This window comes from Ramlibacter henchirensis, from assembly GCF_004682015.1.
Classification (GTDB): domain Bacteria; phylum Pseudomonadota; class Gammaproteobacteria; order Burkholderiales; family Burkholderiaceae_C; genus Ramlibacter; species Ramlibacter henchirensis.
The window spans coordinates 202,813-216,891 of the sequence record NZ_SMLM01000002.1; the positions used below are offsets into that span (position 1 = coordinate 202,813).

A 14,079-nucleotide genomic window follows, 5' to 3' on the forward strand; every position below is an offset into this window, starting at 1 on the left:
AAAATTCGGATAACGTCGGGCCTCGATGGAAGCACAACAAAAGCTCAAGGCGCTGCTGGACCAGCTTAACACGGTGATTGTCGGCAAGCGCGACCAGGTGCGCGACTGCGTGGCCTGCCTGTTGGCGGGCGGCCACCTGCTGATCGAGGACGTGCCCGGTGTCGGCAAGACCACCCTCGCCCACGCGCTGGCGCGCTCGTTCGGGCTGCATTTCTCGCGCGTGCAGTTCACCTCCGACCTGATGCCCAGCGACCTGTCGGGCGTGTCGATCTACGAAAGGGGCAAGGAAGCCTTCGTGTTCCACCCCGGCCCCATCTTCGCCCAGGTGCTGCTCGCGGACGAGATCAACCGCGCCAGTCCCAAGACGCAAAGCGCGCTGCTCGAGGCGATGGAAGAAAAGCAGGTGACGATCGAAGGCGAGACGCGCGCGCTGCCGGCGCCCTTCTTCGTCATCGCCACGCAGAACCCGCACGACCAGCTGGGCACCTTTGCGCTGCCGGAATCGCAGCTGGACCGCTTCCTGATGCGCATCTCGCTCGGCTACCCGGACCGCTCGGCCGAGCGGCAGCTGCTGGCGGGCGCCGACCGTCGCGACATGGTCACCGGCATGAGGAGCTCGCTCACGCCGATCGACCTGGACTGGCTTCAGCGCCAAGTGCTGGCGGTGCACACGGCCGATCCGCTGCTCAATTACGTGCAGGACCTCATCGCCGCGACGCGTTCCGGCCGCTGGTTCCTGCAGGGCCTGTCGCCCCGCGCGGGCATCGCGCTGGTGCGCGCGGCCAAGGCGCAGGCGCTGATCAGCGGTCGCGACTACGTGGCGCCCGACGACGTGCAGGCCATCCTGCCCCAGACCATCGCGCACCGCCTGGTGCCGGTCGGCGACGCGGGCCGGGGCCCGGTCGAACAGGTCCGGGCGATGCTGGACGCGGTGCCCTTGCCGTAATGGCCCACCCCCCAAGCGCTGTCGGCGCCTCCCCGTTGGCAGGGCGTCAACCGTGGCCCGGCGAAGCCGGCTCCACGGTGGGGCGCGCGTGGAATCCTGTTGCCGTTGTGCGGCGCCAGTTCCGCGCTTGGCTGCAGGCCCGGCTGCCGCTGTCCGACACGCTGCTGCTGACGCAGCGCAACGTCTACATCCTGCCCACGCGGCCCGGGCTGATGCTCGCTGCCACGCTGCTGGTGCTGCTGATCGCGTCGATCAACTACCAGCTGAACCTCGGCTACCTGCTCACCTTCCTGCTGGCCGGCAGCGCGGTCGCGGGCATGCACGTCTGCCATGCCACGCTGCGCGGACTTCGGCTGACGCTGACCCCGCCGGAGCCGGTGTTCGCGGGCAGCAATGCGCCGCTTCGCATCGTGCTGACGAACGAGCGCAAGTCGCCGCGCTACGGCATCGGCCTCGCAGTGCTGGACGAAAGCCGCGAGGACCGCTGGGCCTGGAGCGACGTCCCGGCACTGGGAAGCGCCTCGGTTTCGGTCGCCTTCCAGCCGCAGCGCCGCGGCCTGCATCCCGTGCCGCCGCTTACGGCGGAAACGCGCTTTCCGCTCGGCACGTTCCGCGTGTGGAGCGTCTGGCGGCCGGCCGCGCAGGTGCTGGTCTATCCGGCGCCCGAGGCCTTGCCACCGCCGCTGCCCGAGGGCGAACCGCGCGCGGGGACGGCGGGCCCCGCGCGGGTCCAGAGCTCCGGTGAATTCGACGGCGTGCGCGCCTACCGCCGCGGCGATCCGATGAAGCTGGTGGTCTGGAAGAAGGCCGCCAAGGCCGACGAACTGGTGAGCCGCGACACGCAGCAGGCGCAGCGGCGCGAACTCTGGCTCGACTTCGCCCAGTCCGGCGCCGCCGACACAGAGACGCGGCTGGCGCGCCTGGCCGCCTGGGTGCTGCAGGCCGACAAGCTGGGCGTGGACTACGGCCTGCGGCTGCCGGGCCTGGAGATCGCGGCCGATGCGGGCGAAGCGCACCGCCGGCGCTGCCTGGAGGCGCTGGCGCTGTGCTGAACCGCCTCAACGCACTGCCGCGGGAGGCGCGCGACACGCTGTTCCTGCTGGCCGTCATCGCCTGGGTGCTGATGCCGCAGGCCGCTCGCGTGCCGTGGTGGTGCACCGCGATGACGGCCGGCATCCTGTGCTGGCGCGGCGTGCTGGCGGTGCGAGGCGCGCCGCTGCCCGGCACGCCCTGGGTGCTCGGGCTCCTGGTCGTTGCGGTGGCGGCCACGTTTTCGAGCCACCGGACCCTGCTCGGTCGCGACGCCGGCGTGACGCTGATCGTGGTGCTGCTGGCGCTCAAGACGCTGGAACTGCGCGCGCGGCGCGACGCCTTCGTCGTGTTCTTCCTCGGCTTCTTCACCCTGCTCACCAACTTCTTCTTCTCGCAGTCGCTGCTGACGGCGGGGGCGATGCTGGTCGGCCTGCTGGGACTGCTCACGGCGCTGGTCAACGCGCACATGCCGGTCGGCCGGCCGCCGCTCGCGCATGCTGCAAAAACCGCTGCCACGATGGCCCTGCTGGGCGCGCCCGTGATGGTGCTGCTCTTCATGCTGTTCCCGCGGCTTGCGCCGTTGTGGGGCCTCCCGAGCGACGGCATGACCGGCCGCACCGGCCTGTCGTCCACCATGCAGGTGGGCAACGTGGCCCAGCTTGCGCTGGAAGAAGGCATCGCGATGCGGGTGAAGTTCGAGGGGCAGGTGCCGCCCTCCTACGAGCTGTATTTCCGCGGCCCGGTCCTGACCCAGTTCGACGGCCGCGAATGGCGCCCGCTGATCCGGCGCGTCAACGAGTCCACCGCCGCCTGGATGCCGCCGCTCCAGGTGGAAGGCTTCGGCGCGCCGGTGCGCTACACGGTGACACTGGAGCCGAGCAACCGCCCCTGGCTGCTGGTGCTCGATGCGGCGATCAAGGCGCCCGACGCGCCCGGCGTCACGGCCCTGAGCGGCGGCGAGCTGCAGTGGATGTCCACCCGGCCGACGACCGACCTGGTGCGCTACACGGCCGAGAGCTACATCGATTACCGCGCGGCCGGCCAGGCCCGCCTGGCCGCCTTGCCGCCGCAGTACCGCGAACTGCCCGCCTCGTACAACCCGCGCACCTTGCAACTGGCCACGCAGCTGATGGCTTCGGTGCCGGGCGGCGCCGCCAACAAGCCGGCGCTGGTGCAGGCCGCGTTGGAGCGGCTGCGCACCGGCGGCTACGTCTACACGCTGGAACCGGGCCTGTACGGCGAGCACACGGCCGACGAGTTCTGGTTCGACCGCAAGCAGGGCTTCTGCGAGCACATCGCCTCGGCGTTCGTGGTGCTGATGCGGGGCATGGACATCCCCGCTCGCATCGTCACCGGCTACCAGGGCGGCGAACTCAATGGGGTCGACGGCTACTGGGTGCTGCGCCACAGCGACGCCCACGCGTGGGCCGAGGTGTGGCTGGCCGGCCGCGGCTGGGTGCGCGTCGATCCGACGTCCATGGTCGCGCCCGGCCGCATCGGCTCGCTGCAGCGGCTGCGTCCGCCCCAGAGCGCGTTCGCCAGCGCGCTGGGCAGCGTCAGCCCCGGCATGCTGGTCAACCTGCGGCAGGCCTGGGAGGCCGTGAACAACGGCTGGAACCAATGGGTCCTGAACTACACCCAGAGCAAGCAGCTCGACCTGCTGCGCCAGCTGGGCTTCCGCTCGCCGGACTGGGAGGACCTGTTCTACATGCTGGTCGGCGTCGTGGTGGCGGTGTCGCTTGCCGGCGCCGCCTGGGCCCGCTGGGAGCGCCGCCGGCAGGACCCGTGGCTGCGGCTGCTGGCGCGCGTGCGGCAGCGGCTGTCCGCCGCCGGCGTGCCGCTCGCGCCCGCCTGCGGCCCGCGCCAGATGGCCGATGCCGTCACCAAGCGTTTCGGCAACGAAGGCCGTCCGCTGGCAGACTGGCTGCTGCGCCTCGAAGCGCAGCGCTATTCCCGCAGCGCGAACGCGCCCCTGCCCACCCTTCAGCGTGAACTGAACCGACTTCCCTGGCCCGCCTTCCGATGATCCGCGCCGTATCCCTTGCCGCCGCCCTGGCGGCCTTCGCCATTGCCGCCACCGCGGCGCCCACCAAACCCGCGCCGCCCAAGAAGATCAAGGTGTCGGCCCCGGCCCGCCAGGGCACGCCCTACGCCGGGCGCGAGGACGTCATGGCCTTCGCGGACGAAGTCGCCGAGCGTCAGTGCCTCGATCCGCAGTGGACCCGCGCGGCGCTGCGTGAAGCGCGCATGCTGCCCGTGGTCGTGCGCCTGATGCAGCCCGCGCCCGCGGGCACGCCGAAGAACTGGGCCGTGTACCGCAGCCGCTTCATCGACCCGGTGCGCATCCAGGCCGGCGTGCGGTTCTGGCAGGAGAACCGCGCGGCGCTGGAGCGCGCCCAGCAGGAATACGGCGTGCCGCCCGAGATCGTGGTGGGCATCATCGGCGTGGAGACGATCTACGGGCAGCAGATGGGCACCTTCCGCGTGCTCGACGCGCTGGCCACGCTCTCCTTCGACTTCCCGCAGGCGCACCCGCGCGCGGCGGAACGAGCCAAGTTCTTCCGCAACGAGCTGGAGCAGTTCCTGGCCCTGCAGCACCAGCTCGGCGTGGACCCGGCCAAGCCGCTGGGCAGCTACGCCGGCGCGATGGGCATGCCGCAGTTCATGCCGGGCAGCTGGTCGCGCTGGGCGGTGGACTTCGACGGCGACGGGCGCATCGACTTGTGGCGCAGCGCCACCGATGCGATCGGCTCGGTGGCCCACTACTTCAAGGCCTTCGGCTGGCATCCGGGCATGCCGACGCACTTCCCGGTGGCGTTCGATGAGCAGCGCCTCGACAAGGAGACGCTGCTCGCGCCCGACATCCTGCCCACCTTCAGCGTGCCGAGCTTCCTCGCCAAGGGCGCGGTGCTCGACGAAGCGGCGGCGCAGCACACGGGGCCGCTCGCGCTGATCGAGCTGCAGAACGGCGCCGAGCCGCCCAGCTACGTCGCCGGCACCGAGAACTTCTACGTGATCACGCGCTACAACTGGTCCAGCTACTACGCGATGGCGGTGATCGAACTCGGGCGCGAGGTGAAAGACGCGATGCCCCGGGGCGGTTCGTGAACCTCACGCTCGCCGGCTGGCAGCGCCTGTGGGGCGAGCTGGGCGCGGCCACCGCCAACGGCGGCCTGATGAACCAGCTGGTCGCCGCCTGGGGCGAGAACCACCGGCGCTACCACACGCTGCAGCACCTGCGCGAATGCCTCGCGCACTTCGAGGCCGCGTCCATGCTGGCCCGCCGGCCGGCCGAGGTGGAACTGGCGATCTGGTTCCACGACGCGGTGTACGACCCGAGCCGCGATGACAACGAAGAGCGGAGCGCCGACTGGGCGCGCGCCAGCGTGCGGGCCGCGGGCTGCGATGCCGCCATCGACGATCGCGTTCACGCCCTCGTCATGGCGACGCGCTCGCACACCGCGGCAGTCGACGACCCGGACACGCGCCTGCTGGTGGACATCGACCTCGCGATCCTGGGAGCGGCGCCCGCGCGGTTCGACGAATACGAGCGGCAAGTGCGGATGGAGTACGCGCATGTTGTGGACGCCGATTGGCGCACCGGCCGCGCGAGGGTCCTGCGGTCCTTCCTGGATCGCCCGCGGATCTACGCGACGGACGCGTTCCGTGATGCGCTGGAGGCGCGCGCCCGCGAGAACCTCGCGCGTTCGCTGGAACGGCTCACCGGTACTTCGCCGCCGTGATGAACTGGCTGAAGGTCTCGCACCACACCAGCACAGTGTCGTACTTCTCCAGGTCCACGTCCGCCGGCAGCGGGACGATGAAGTTGCTGAACGTCTTGACGTCGCCCACGCGCAGCATCTGCGCCTTCAGGGCCTCGACCTCGGCCTCGGTCTCCACGAAGCGCGGCGACAGGTACAGCTTGTAGTCCGGGCCCGGCGCGACTTCGCCGAGCAGCGCCACCACGTCCGGACCCACCGTCACGCGCCCTTCCCCCCAGTGCAGCGCGTCGCTGCCCTTGAGGTCGCGCCGGAACTGGCCGGTGTGGCGGGCCCGCTCCCCCGCCGACTTCACCTGCGCCGCCGTCGGCCCCTCGGGCGCGATGAGCAGCGGCAGCGTGTAGATGCCGGCCGCGAAACCTGCGACCGCCACTACGGCGTGCGAGACGAGCAGGAGAAGGATTCGGCGCAGTTTCATGGCAGGACCTCGTATTTGGGGTCAGATTCCGATTTTCTGACTTTCGAATGCTCGGCATCGCGCCCGCGCGGCAGGCGGCCTCAGACCTCCAGCCCCACCAGCGCATCCACAAACACCCGCACCCGCTGCGGCACCAGTCTCGCGCCGGGGTAGACCACCGACACCGGAATCGGCGGCGGCCGCAGTCCGGGCAGCACCTCGACCAGTTGCCCGCGCGCCAGCTCCTCTCGCACGAAGTAGTCGGGCAGTTGCGCCAGTCCCTGCCCGAGCAGCGCGGCGTGCACGAGGCCTTCGCCATCGTTCACGCGAACGCGCGACTCGGGCCGCAGTTCGACGTCCTCGCCCTTTCGGCGGAACCTCCAGGGCCGGTCCTTTCCCGTCGACGGCATGCGGAAGATGAGCGCGTCATGCAGGGCGAGCTGCTCCAGCCGCCTCGGCACGCCCCGTCCGGTGAGATACGCCGGGCTGCCCACCAGCACCATCGATTGCGAGCCGATCCGCCGCGACACCAGCGTCGAATCCGACAGCTCGCCCACGCGGATCGCGACGTCGATGCCTTCCTTCACGAGGTCCACGTAGCCGTCCTGCAGCCGCACGTCGAGCGCCAGCTCCGGATGCTCGCGCGCCAGTTGCGCCAGCAGCGGCATCACGAGGCGGCGGCCCAGCACGATGGGCATGTCGATGCGCAGCGTGCCGCTCGGCGATGCACGAACGCCCGCGGCGTCGGCCTGCAGCTCGTCGACTTCGACCAGCAGCCGCTGGCAGCGGTGGAACAGGCGCTCGCCGTCGGCCGTGAGGCTGACCTGACGCGTGGTGCGGTGGAACAGTTTCACGCCCAGCCGCTGCTCCAGGCGGGCGACGGCCTTGGCCAGCGTCGAGGGCGCGCTGCCGGTCTCGCGTGCAGCGGCGGCGAAGCTGCCGTGCTTGGCGGTATCGGCGAAGGCGGCGATCTGCTGCAGGCTGTTCATCGCGGGATTGAGGACGTTCTGTCGGCAATGTTACGGCAATCGCGCATCTTGTTCGCTCCTGCTGGCGGCCGGAAACTTCGCTCCGCGCCGCGCACCCCCTCGACATCCGCTTCATCCAAAAGGAGTTCCGCATGTACGTCCTCGACCAGCCCGCCCCCACCCCCACGCCCATCCCCGGGGTGCACCACGCCACCTGGGCCGGCGCTTCCGAAGGCCTGAGCTCGCTGAGCCTCTGGCGCCAGTCGACCGACCCCGGCGGCGCGACGCCGCCGCACTCGCACAGCTGCGACGAGATCGTGATGTGCACGGCGGGCACGGCGAAGTGCACATCGACGGCAAGGTCCACTGCTTCGGCCCCGACCAGACCATCGTGCTGCCGGCCGGCGTGCCGCACCAGATCTTCAACACGGGCGACCAGCCACTGGAGACCACTGCGGTGTTCGCCGCCACGCCGGTGCCCGTCGCCCTGCCCGACGGCTCGGCACTCGAGCTGCCCTGGCGCACCTGAAACGCTCGCAGCAGAAACAAAAAGCCGGGACGACCGTCCCGGCTTTTGCGCTGCCGACGCCGCGATGCGGCGCAATGCCGCCTCAGATGCCCAGCAGCTTCTTGGCCTCGCCCAGCGCCGCCATCGACTCGCCGTGCCGGCCGGCCTTGTGGTGCGCGTCGCCCTCGTTGCGCAACTTGGTGACCTTGTCGACGGTCTCCTTGGACAGCTGCGGACTTGATTGCAGCTTGGCATCGATCGCCTTGACCTCGTTCGGGCAGTTGTGCGCCCAGGCGGCGCCCGCGAGGACCAGGCCGGCGACGGCGGCAATTAGTTTGCGCATGGGGAGTTCCTTGGAGTTGGGAGAGGCCGTCAAGCTATCGCAGCCGCGGGCATGGGACTTGGGAGGAAACCCTAGGCTGCGCGGCAGTTCAGGCGGCGTGCGTGCCCTCACCCCAGCCCTCTCCCAAGGGAGAGGGAGAAAGGCAGCTGGACTACCGCTCGGGCACGCCGCAGACCAGCGTGCCGGGATCGTTGGGCTGCACGTCCAGGCTGTTCTTGGCCTGGGCCACGTCCATGTCGCGCGGCAGCGGCACGCCGTTCTTCACCGCCAGGATCTCGGCCATGACGCTCACGGCGATCTCGGGCGGCGTCTTGCTGCCGATGTAGATGCCGATCGGGCCGCGCAGCCGGGCCAGCGAAGCCTCGGTCTGGTCGAAGTGCTCGACCATGCGCTCGCGGCGCGCATCGTTGTTGCGGCGGCTGCCGATCGCGCCGACGTAGAACGCCTCCGTCTGCAACGCCTCCAGCAGCGCCAGGTCGTCCAGCTTGGGATCATGCGTCAGCGCCACGACGCAGCTGCGCCGGTCGGGGCGGAACGAGAGCACCACGTCGTCGGGCATCTCGTGGACCAGCTTCGCGCCCGGCACGTGGAAGGCGCCGCTGTACTCCTCGCGCGGGTCGCAGACGGTGACGGCGAACCCGCTGAACAGCGCCATGGTGGCCAGGTACTCGGTGAGCTGGCCCGCGCCGATCAGCAGCATCCGGTACTCGGGCCCGAAGGTGTTGGCCATGCGCTCACCGTCGACCGCGAGATCCGACGGCGTGTCGGCCGGCTCGATCGTGGCGGCGCCATCGGACAGCCGGACCGTGCGGCGCACCAGCTTCCCCTGCTCAAGCGACGTGACCAGCTCAGCCAGTCCCTGCGGATCGGGGTCGTACTCCAGCAGCAGCTCCAGCGTCCCGCCGCAGGGCAGGCCGAAGCGATGCGCCTCGTCGGCGGTGACGCCGTACTTCACGAACGAAGGCGGCCCGGAAGGGATCGCCTTCTCCTCGCCGCGACCGGCGTAGGCCTGCGTGAAGCGGTAGATCAGGTCGTCCTCGATGCAGCCGCCGGAGACGGAACCGACCACGGAGCCATCTTGCGCCAGCGCCATGATCGAGCCCACCGGGCGGGGCGAGGAGCCCCAGGTGCGCACAACGGTGGCCAGCAGCGCGCGCCGGCCCGCTATGCGCCAGTCGCGCAGCGTCCTCAGCACCAGCACGTCGAGGTTTTCCATGGAGTGGCTTCCCGCAGGTCAGAAGGTGTAGGCCGCGTTCACGCCGGCGAGCCAGTGGCGTCCGGGCGCGGGCTCGAAGAAGCGGCCGTTGCCCTCGTTGACGATCACCGAGCCGGCGTAGCGGCGGTCGGTGAGATTGTCCACGCGCACGAATTCCCGCACGGTCCAGCGGCCCAGCACCTGCTGCAGCGAAGCCCGCACGGCCAGCGTGGTCGCGGCGGGCGCGAAGTCGGTGTTGGTGTCGTTGACCGCGATGCGGCCGGTGTGCCGAAGCTCCAGCGCGGTCTGCAGGCCCCAGGGCCGGTGCTCCCAGGCGACTTCGCCGAACAGCATGGCGCGCGGGATGCCCGGGATGCGGTTGCCTGCCGCCACGACGACCGTTGGCACCGTGCAGGGCGGCGCCCCGCAAGTCGTGAAGGTGCTGTCGTATTGCGCCCGCAGCAGCGTGGCGGCCAGCGTCGCCGACCAGCCCTGGCCGAAACGGCCGGCGAGCAGCGCCTCGAAGCCGCGCCGCTCGGTGCGGCCGGCGTTCTGGAAGGTGCTGCGCCCGCCGCTGTTGGTGAGCACCACCAGCTCGTCGGTGGTGCGGGCCTGGAACAGCGCCGCGTTGAGGTTCCAGTCCTGCGACAGCGCCGCCTTCGCGCCGATCTCCCACTGCCGGCTTTCGGCGCTGCGCAGGTCGAAGTTCAGCCCGGGCCCGCCCGGGCGGTTGGCGAGTTCATTGAAGGTCGGCGTCTCGAAGCCGCGCCCCGCCGACGCATAGAGGTTGAGCGACTCGGCCGCGTGCCACACCACGCCCAACACCGGCGTCGTGGCCGAGAACCGCGCCGAACCGCTGTCATCGCCATTGGCGCCCGCGATGAAGCGGTCCTCGGAAGCGAAGCGCACCTGCGAATGCCGCAGCCCGGCCGTGAGCGACCAGCGCTGCGACGACCACACGCCCTGCACGTACTGGTCGAAGCTGCGCACCCGGTTGTCCTCGTCGCGCCGCAGCGCGCCGAGCACGCCCAGCACCTGCGTCGCGCCGGTCCCGACGAAGTTCTGGAATCCGCGGCGCTCCTCGGATAGTCGATCCGCCGTCAGCCCGAAGGTGATCGCCAGCGGCGAGTCGAAGGCGCGCGTGCGCACCACCCACTGCGCGTCCGCCCCGTGGTAGCGGCGCTCCAGGTCGATCACGCCACCGGGCTGGGTGATCGGTGCCTGCGTCGCGACGGGTATGGCCTGGAACTGCTCGGTAGCACGGTTGCCGGTCCACCCGGTCAGCTTGAACGAATGCACGGCATCGAGCCGGTGCTCGAGGATCACGCCGGCCTGCTTCTGGTCGACCGACTTGCGCGTGTTGAAGAGCAGCGCCGCCGGGCTGGCCTGGCGCGGATCGGCATCGAACTCCGCGCGCGTGAGGCCCAGCGGGTCCTGCGTGTCCGGCATGTCGACCGCGTTGAGGATGAGGCTGACGCGCGTGTCCTCGCTCACGTTATAGCGGACCTTGCCGTTCAAGCCCGTGCGGCGCGCGGCGCTGTGTTCGCGGAAGCCGTCGGTGTCGAAGCGGGTGGCGCTCAGGTTGTACTGGACGACGCCCTCCTGCCCCGACAGCTTCACGTTGTGCCGGCGCGTGCCGAAGCTGCCGAATGCGGTCGCGGCCTCGGCCACCGTGTCCGGCCCGCCGTCGGCGGTGAAGATGCTGATCACGCCGCCGGAGGAATTGCCGTACAGCGCCGAGAACGGCCCGCGCAGCACTTCGATGCGGTCGGCCGAGAGCAGGTCGAAGTGCGAGACCTGGCTCTGCCCGTCCGGGGCGGTGGCCGGGATGCCGTCGGTGTACAGGCGCAGGCCTCGCACGCCGAAGGTGGCGCGGGCGCCGTAGCCGCGCGAGGAGATCTGGATGTCCTGCGCGTAGTTCTGGCGGTTCAGCGCGGTGAGCCCGGGCACTCGCACCAGCGATTCCGAGAGGTTGATGCCCAGCTGCGAATTGCGCAGCGCGTCGCCGCCGATCACGTCGACCGAGGCCGGCGTGTCGAAAGCCGACTGGGCGACGCCCGGAAGCGGCGTGACCACGACCGGCCCCAAGGTGCCCTCCGCCGGGACCTGCGCAGCCGCGTGGACGGCGATGCAAGCCGCTGCGGCAGTGATGGCGGCGGTTCTCATCTCAGCGCGACAGCCAGTAGACGACGCCCGCGACCACCACGGCGCCGACGACCCAGATCCAGGCGGGCATGCCGCCGCCGCTGCGCTCGGCCACGGCGGGCGCGCGCGCCGAAGCCGACGCAGGCCCGGCCGCGACTGTCTCTTGCGAGGCCGCTGCCGGGGCCGGGTAGCGGCGCTGCAGCTCCTGCTCGAAGCGCTTGAAGAAGTCCTCGGCCATCGAACGCGCCACGCCGTCGATCAGGCGCTGGCCGACCTGCGCGATCTTGCCGCCGACCTGCGCGCTGGCGGTGTAGTTGAGTTCGCAGCCCGGCTCGCGCGGCTCCAGCCGCACCTGGGCCTGGCCCTTGCCGAAACCCGCGGCGCCGCCCTGCCCTTCGAACTTCAGCGTGTAGCTGGTGGGCGGCTGCACGTCCTGCAGCTGGATCTTGCCGGCGAAGCGCGCCGACACCGGGCCGACCTTCACCGACATGCCGATCGCGTACTGGCCGGGCCCGGTTTCCTCAATGCGGTCGCAGCCCGGGATGCAGACGGCGAGCACCTGCGGATCGTTCAGCGCCTCCCAGGCCTGCTGCCTGTCCACCGCCAGCTGGCGGCTGCCTTGCATGTCCATCTGGGGTCTTCTTTCGTGTCTTCGTTCAGCGGTCCATCACGGCCGCGATGCTCGCGGCCAGCTGTTGCAGGGTTTCGATGTTGTGCACCGCCAGCATGCCGTGCGCGCGCCGGTGCAGCTGCATGGCGCCGCGCGCCAGCGGCTCGTAGCCCGCAAAGCGCAACAGCGGATTGAGCCACAGGAGGCGGCGGCTGTGCAGCCGCAGCCAATCGAGCTCGCGGCCGAGCGCCTCGGGGTCGCCGGTATCCAGCCCATCCGTGATCAGCAGCACCAGCGTGCGGCGACCCACCAGCCGGCGCGAGTGGTTCGCGCGCAGCATGGCGAGCGACTCGCCCAGGCGCGTGCCGCCGGCGAAGTCGTCGATGGCCGCGCTCGCGACCTCCAGCATCGCGTCGGTGTCGGCGTGGCGGAAGGCGGTGCTCAGGTCGGTCAGATGCGTGCCGAACGCGAACACGTCGCATCGCCCGATGCGGCCGCCTTCGGCGTGCCGCGTCGCCGCGTGCAGGAAAGCCAGCAGCAGGCGCGCGTAGCGCTCCATCGATCCGGACACGTCCAGGAGCACCAGCAGCGGCAGCGGCTGGCGCCTGCGCTCGCGCTGCGGCAGCGTCACCACTTCACCACCCGTGCGCGCGGCGGCATGCATCGCTCCCGGCCAATGCGGCCGGTTGCCTCGCAGGCCCGCGCGCGTGCGCCGCGCCGCGACCGTCGGCACAGGCAACGAGACATCGCGGGCGATGCGCTCGACCAGCCGGAACTCCTCGGCGCTCAGGCCGTTGAAGTCCGCATGCCGCAGGCGCTGCACTTCGCTGGCGGTCATGGCCGCATCGAAGCGCACCTCCTGCTCCGGCCGCGCGGGCTGGCCCTGGCCGGCCTTGCGCGGCGCGAGCGCCTCCTGCACGCGCGGACGCCGCTTGACGGGCTCGGCCTTGCCTTCGCCGCGCGGCAGCATCTGCGCCAGCAGCTTCTGCGCCATGCCGGGGTCGCGGAAGAAAGCATCGAACAATTCGCGGAACACGAGCCGGTCCTGTTCGCGGCTGACCATCACGGATTCCAGCGCGGCGCCGAGGTCCTCGCGCTGCTCCACGCCGACCAGCGTGGCGGCCTCGGCGGCCAGCGCGATGCGCGCACTGTCGATGCGCACACCGGCGCGCCGCAGCGCGCGGCCGAAGCCGGCGATGTTGTCGGCCAGCTTGCCGGTGCGCGCGTCGCCGAGCTGCATCACGCCTCTTGCGGCTTGAGCAGGTCGGCCGCCATGTCGCGGGTGAGCGCGGCCACGTCCTCGCGCTGCTTGAACAGGATGCCGGCCGTGTCGGTGACCACTTCCGGGTCCAGCTCCAGCGTGTCCATGGCGACCAGCGCCTTGGCCCATTCCACGCTCTCGGCGATGCCGGGCGCACGCTGGAACGCGCTCGCGAACGGCTGGCTGCGCAGCCGCGAGATGAAGGCCGACACCTGCCCGGCCAGCGCCTCGCCGGCCTGCGGCACGCGGGCCCGCACGATGGCCAGTTCGCGCTCGCGGTCGGGGTAGTCCAGCCAGTGATAGAGGCAGCGCCGCTTGAGCGCGTCGTGCAGCTCGCGCGTTCGGTTGCTGGTGAGGATGGTCACCGGCGCCACCGCGGCGCTCACGGTGCCCAGCTCGGGGATGCTGACCTGGTACTCGCCCAGGTACTCGAGCAGGAAGGCCTCGAACGGTTCGTCGGCGCGGTCAAGTTCATCGACCAGCAGCACCGCGCCCGGCGCCGGCTGCTGCAGCGCCTGCAGCAGCGGCCGGCGGATGAGGTACTTGGCCTGGTAGACCTCGCGCTCGGCTTCGGCGGCAGTGCCGTGGCCCTCCGCGGCGCGCAGGTGCAGCAGCTGCGCCGCGTAGTTCCATTCGTAGAGCGCCTCGCGCTGCTCCAGCCCGTCGTAGCACTGCAGGCGCAGCAACTCGCGCCCGAGCGCGGTGGCCAGGGCCTTGGCCAGCTCGGTCTTGCCCACGCCCGGCTCGCCCTCCAGCAGCAGTGGCCGCTGGAGCTTGAGCGCGAGGTACGCGGCGGTGGCCAGCCGCCGGTCGGCGAAGTAGCCGACCGACTGCAGGGACTGGATCAGGGCATCGATGGACGAAGGCACGGTGTTCCCGGCGTTGGCCGCGCAGT

The 14,079-nt window shown here is 71.0% G+C and carries 14 protein-coding genes and 1 pseudogene; 7 read left to right on the forward strand and 8 right to left on the reverse strand.

All coding sequences use genetic code 11. The features are described from left to right. Positions 1 to 25: 25 nt before the first annotated feature. Genes EZ313_RS13670 through EZ313_RS13690 form a run of 5 tightly spaced genes read left to right on the forward strand, consistent with a single transcriptional unit; the run spans position 26 to position 5,721 of the window. Positions 26 to 946 carry an AAA family ATPase gene (locus tag EZ313_RS13670; protein ID WP_135263844.1) on the forward strand — a complete coding sequence of 307 codons (921 nt, stop codon included), beginning with the start codon at positions 26 to 28 and terminating at the stop codon, positions 944 to 946. After that, a complete protein-coding gene (locus EZ313_RS13675) occupies positions 946 to 1,998 on the forward strand; it encodes a DUF58 domain-containing protein (protein WP_135263845.1) in 1,053 nt (350 codons plus the stop codon). The genes EZ313_RS13670 and EZ313_RS13675 overlap by 1 nt, the downstream gene beginning before the upstream one ends. Next, positions 1,992 to 4,004 carry a transglutaminase TgpA family protein gene (locus tag EZ313_RS13680; RefSeq protein WP_240788648.1) on the forward strand — a complete coding sequence of 671 codons (2,013 nt, stop codon included), beginning with the start codon at positions 1,992 to 1,994 and terminating at the stop codon, positions 4,002 to 4,004. Before EZ313_RS13675 ends, EZ313_RS13680 begins: the two co-directional genes overlap by 7 nt. Then, on the forward strand, positions 4,001 to 5,086 hold the full coding sequence (gene mltB / locus EZ313_RS13685; protein ID WP_135263846.1) for a lytic murein transglycosylase B: 1,086 nt from the start codon (positions 4,001 to 4,003) through the stop codon (positions 5,084 to 5,086). Before EZ313_RS13680 ends, mltB begins: the two co-directional genes overlap by 4 nt. Continuing rightward, entirely contained in the window at positions 5,083 to 5,721 is a 639-nt protein-coding gene (locus EZ313_RS13690; RefSeq protein WP_135263847.1) for an HD domain-containing protein, read from the forward strand. The genes mltB and EZ313_RS13690 overlap by 4 nt, the downstream gene beginning before the upstream one ends. On the opposite strand, the gene EZ313_RS13695 is transcribed toward EZ313_RS13690, so the two are convergent. Together EZ313_RS13695 and EZ313_RS13700 are read right to left on the reverse strand one after the other, a co-directional pair. Further along, the gene (locus tag EZ313_RS13695; protein ID WP_135263848.1) at positions 5,699 to 6,175 is read right to left on the reverse strand and encodes a DM13 domain-containing protein; all 477 of its coding nucleotides are present in this window, start codon (positions 6,173 to 6,175) and stop codon (positions 5,699 to 5,701) included. The genes EZ313_RS13690 and EZ313_RS13695 overlap by 23 nt on opposite strands. Positions 6,176 to 6,255: 80 nt before the next feature. Further along, positions 6,256 to 7,143, reverse strand: a complete 888-nt coding sequence (locus EZ313_RS13700; RefSeq protein WP_135263849.1) for a LysR family transcriptional regulator — start codon at positions 7,141 to 7,143, stop codon at positions 6,256 to 6,258. Positions 7,144 to 7,274: 131 nt separating this feature from the next. On the opposite strand from EZ313_RS13700, the pseudogene EZ313_RS23610 reads away from it, so the two are divergent. Both EZ313_RS23610 and EZ313_RS23615 read left to right on the forward strand, forming a co-directional pair. Continuing rightward, positions 7,275 to 7,451, forward strand: a pseudogene (locus tag EZ313_RS23610) (cupin domain-containing protein); the annotation flags it as partial. A gap of 14 nt (positions 7,452 to 7,465) precedes the next feature. Further along, on the forward strand, positions 7,466 to 7,651 hold the full coding sequence (locus EZ313_RS23615) for a cupin domain-containing protein (RefSeq protein WP_240788702.1): 186 nt from the start codon (positions 7,466 to 7,468) through the stop codon (positions 7,649 to 7,651). Positions 7,652 to 7,733: 82 nt separating this feature from the next. Here EZ313_RS23615 and EZ313_RS13710 read toward each other — a convergent pair whose 3' ends face one another. From EZ313_RS13710 to EZ313_RS13735, 6 genes are all read right to left on the reverse strand, one after another. Beyond that, a complete protein-coding gene (locus tag EZ313_RS13710; RefSeq protein WP_135263850.1) occupies positions 7,734 to 7,973 on the reverse strand; it encodes a hypothetical protein in 240 nt (79 codons plus the stop codon). A gap of 151 nt (positions 7,974 to 8,124) precedes the next feature. Continuing rightward, on the reverse strand, positions 8,125 to 9,189 hold the full coding sequence (locus EZ313_RS13715; RefSeq protein WP_135263851.1) for an XdhC family protein: 1,065 nt from the start codon (positions 9,187 to 9,189) through the stop codon (positions 8,125 to 8,127). 18 nt (positions 9,190 to 9,207) lie between these two features. Beyond that, positions 9,208 to 11,334, reverse strand: coding sequence for a TonB-dependent receptor family protein (locus EZ313_RS13720; RefSeq protein WP_135263852.1), 2,127 nt, complete (start codon positions 11,332 to 11,334; stop codon positions 9,208 to 9,210). Position 11,335: 1 nt separating this feature from the next. Next, positions 11,336 to 11,944, reverse strand: a complete 609-nt coding sequence (locus EZ313_RS13725; RefSeq protein WP_135263853.1) for an SRPBCC family protein — start codon at positions 11,942 to 11,944, stop codon at positions 11,336 to 11,338. A 25-nt stretch (positions 11,945 to 11,969) separates the two neighbouring features. Continuing rightward, positions 11,970 to 13,163: a vWA domain-containing protein gene (locus EZ313_RS13730; RefSeq protein ID WP_135263854.1), complete on the reverse strand. Its 1,194-nt coding sequence runs from the start codon at positions 13,161 to 13,163 to the stop codon at positions 11,970 to 11,972. Next, on the reverse strand, positions 13,163 to 14,053 hold the full coding sequence (locus EZ313_RS13735; protein ID WP_135263855.1) for an AAA family ATPase: 891 nt from the start codon (positions 14,051 to 14,053) through the stop codon (positions 13,163 to 13,165). The genes EZ313_RS13730 and EZ313_RS13735 overlap by 1 nt, the downstream gene beginning before the upstream one ends. Positions 14,054 to 14,079: the final 26 nt, after the last annotated feature.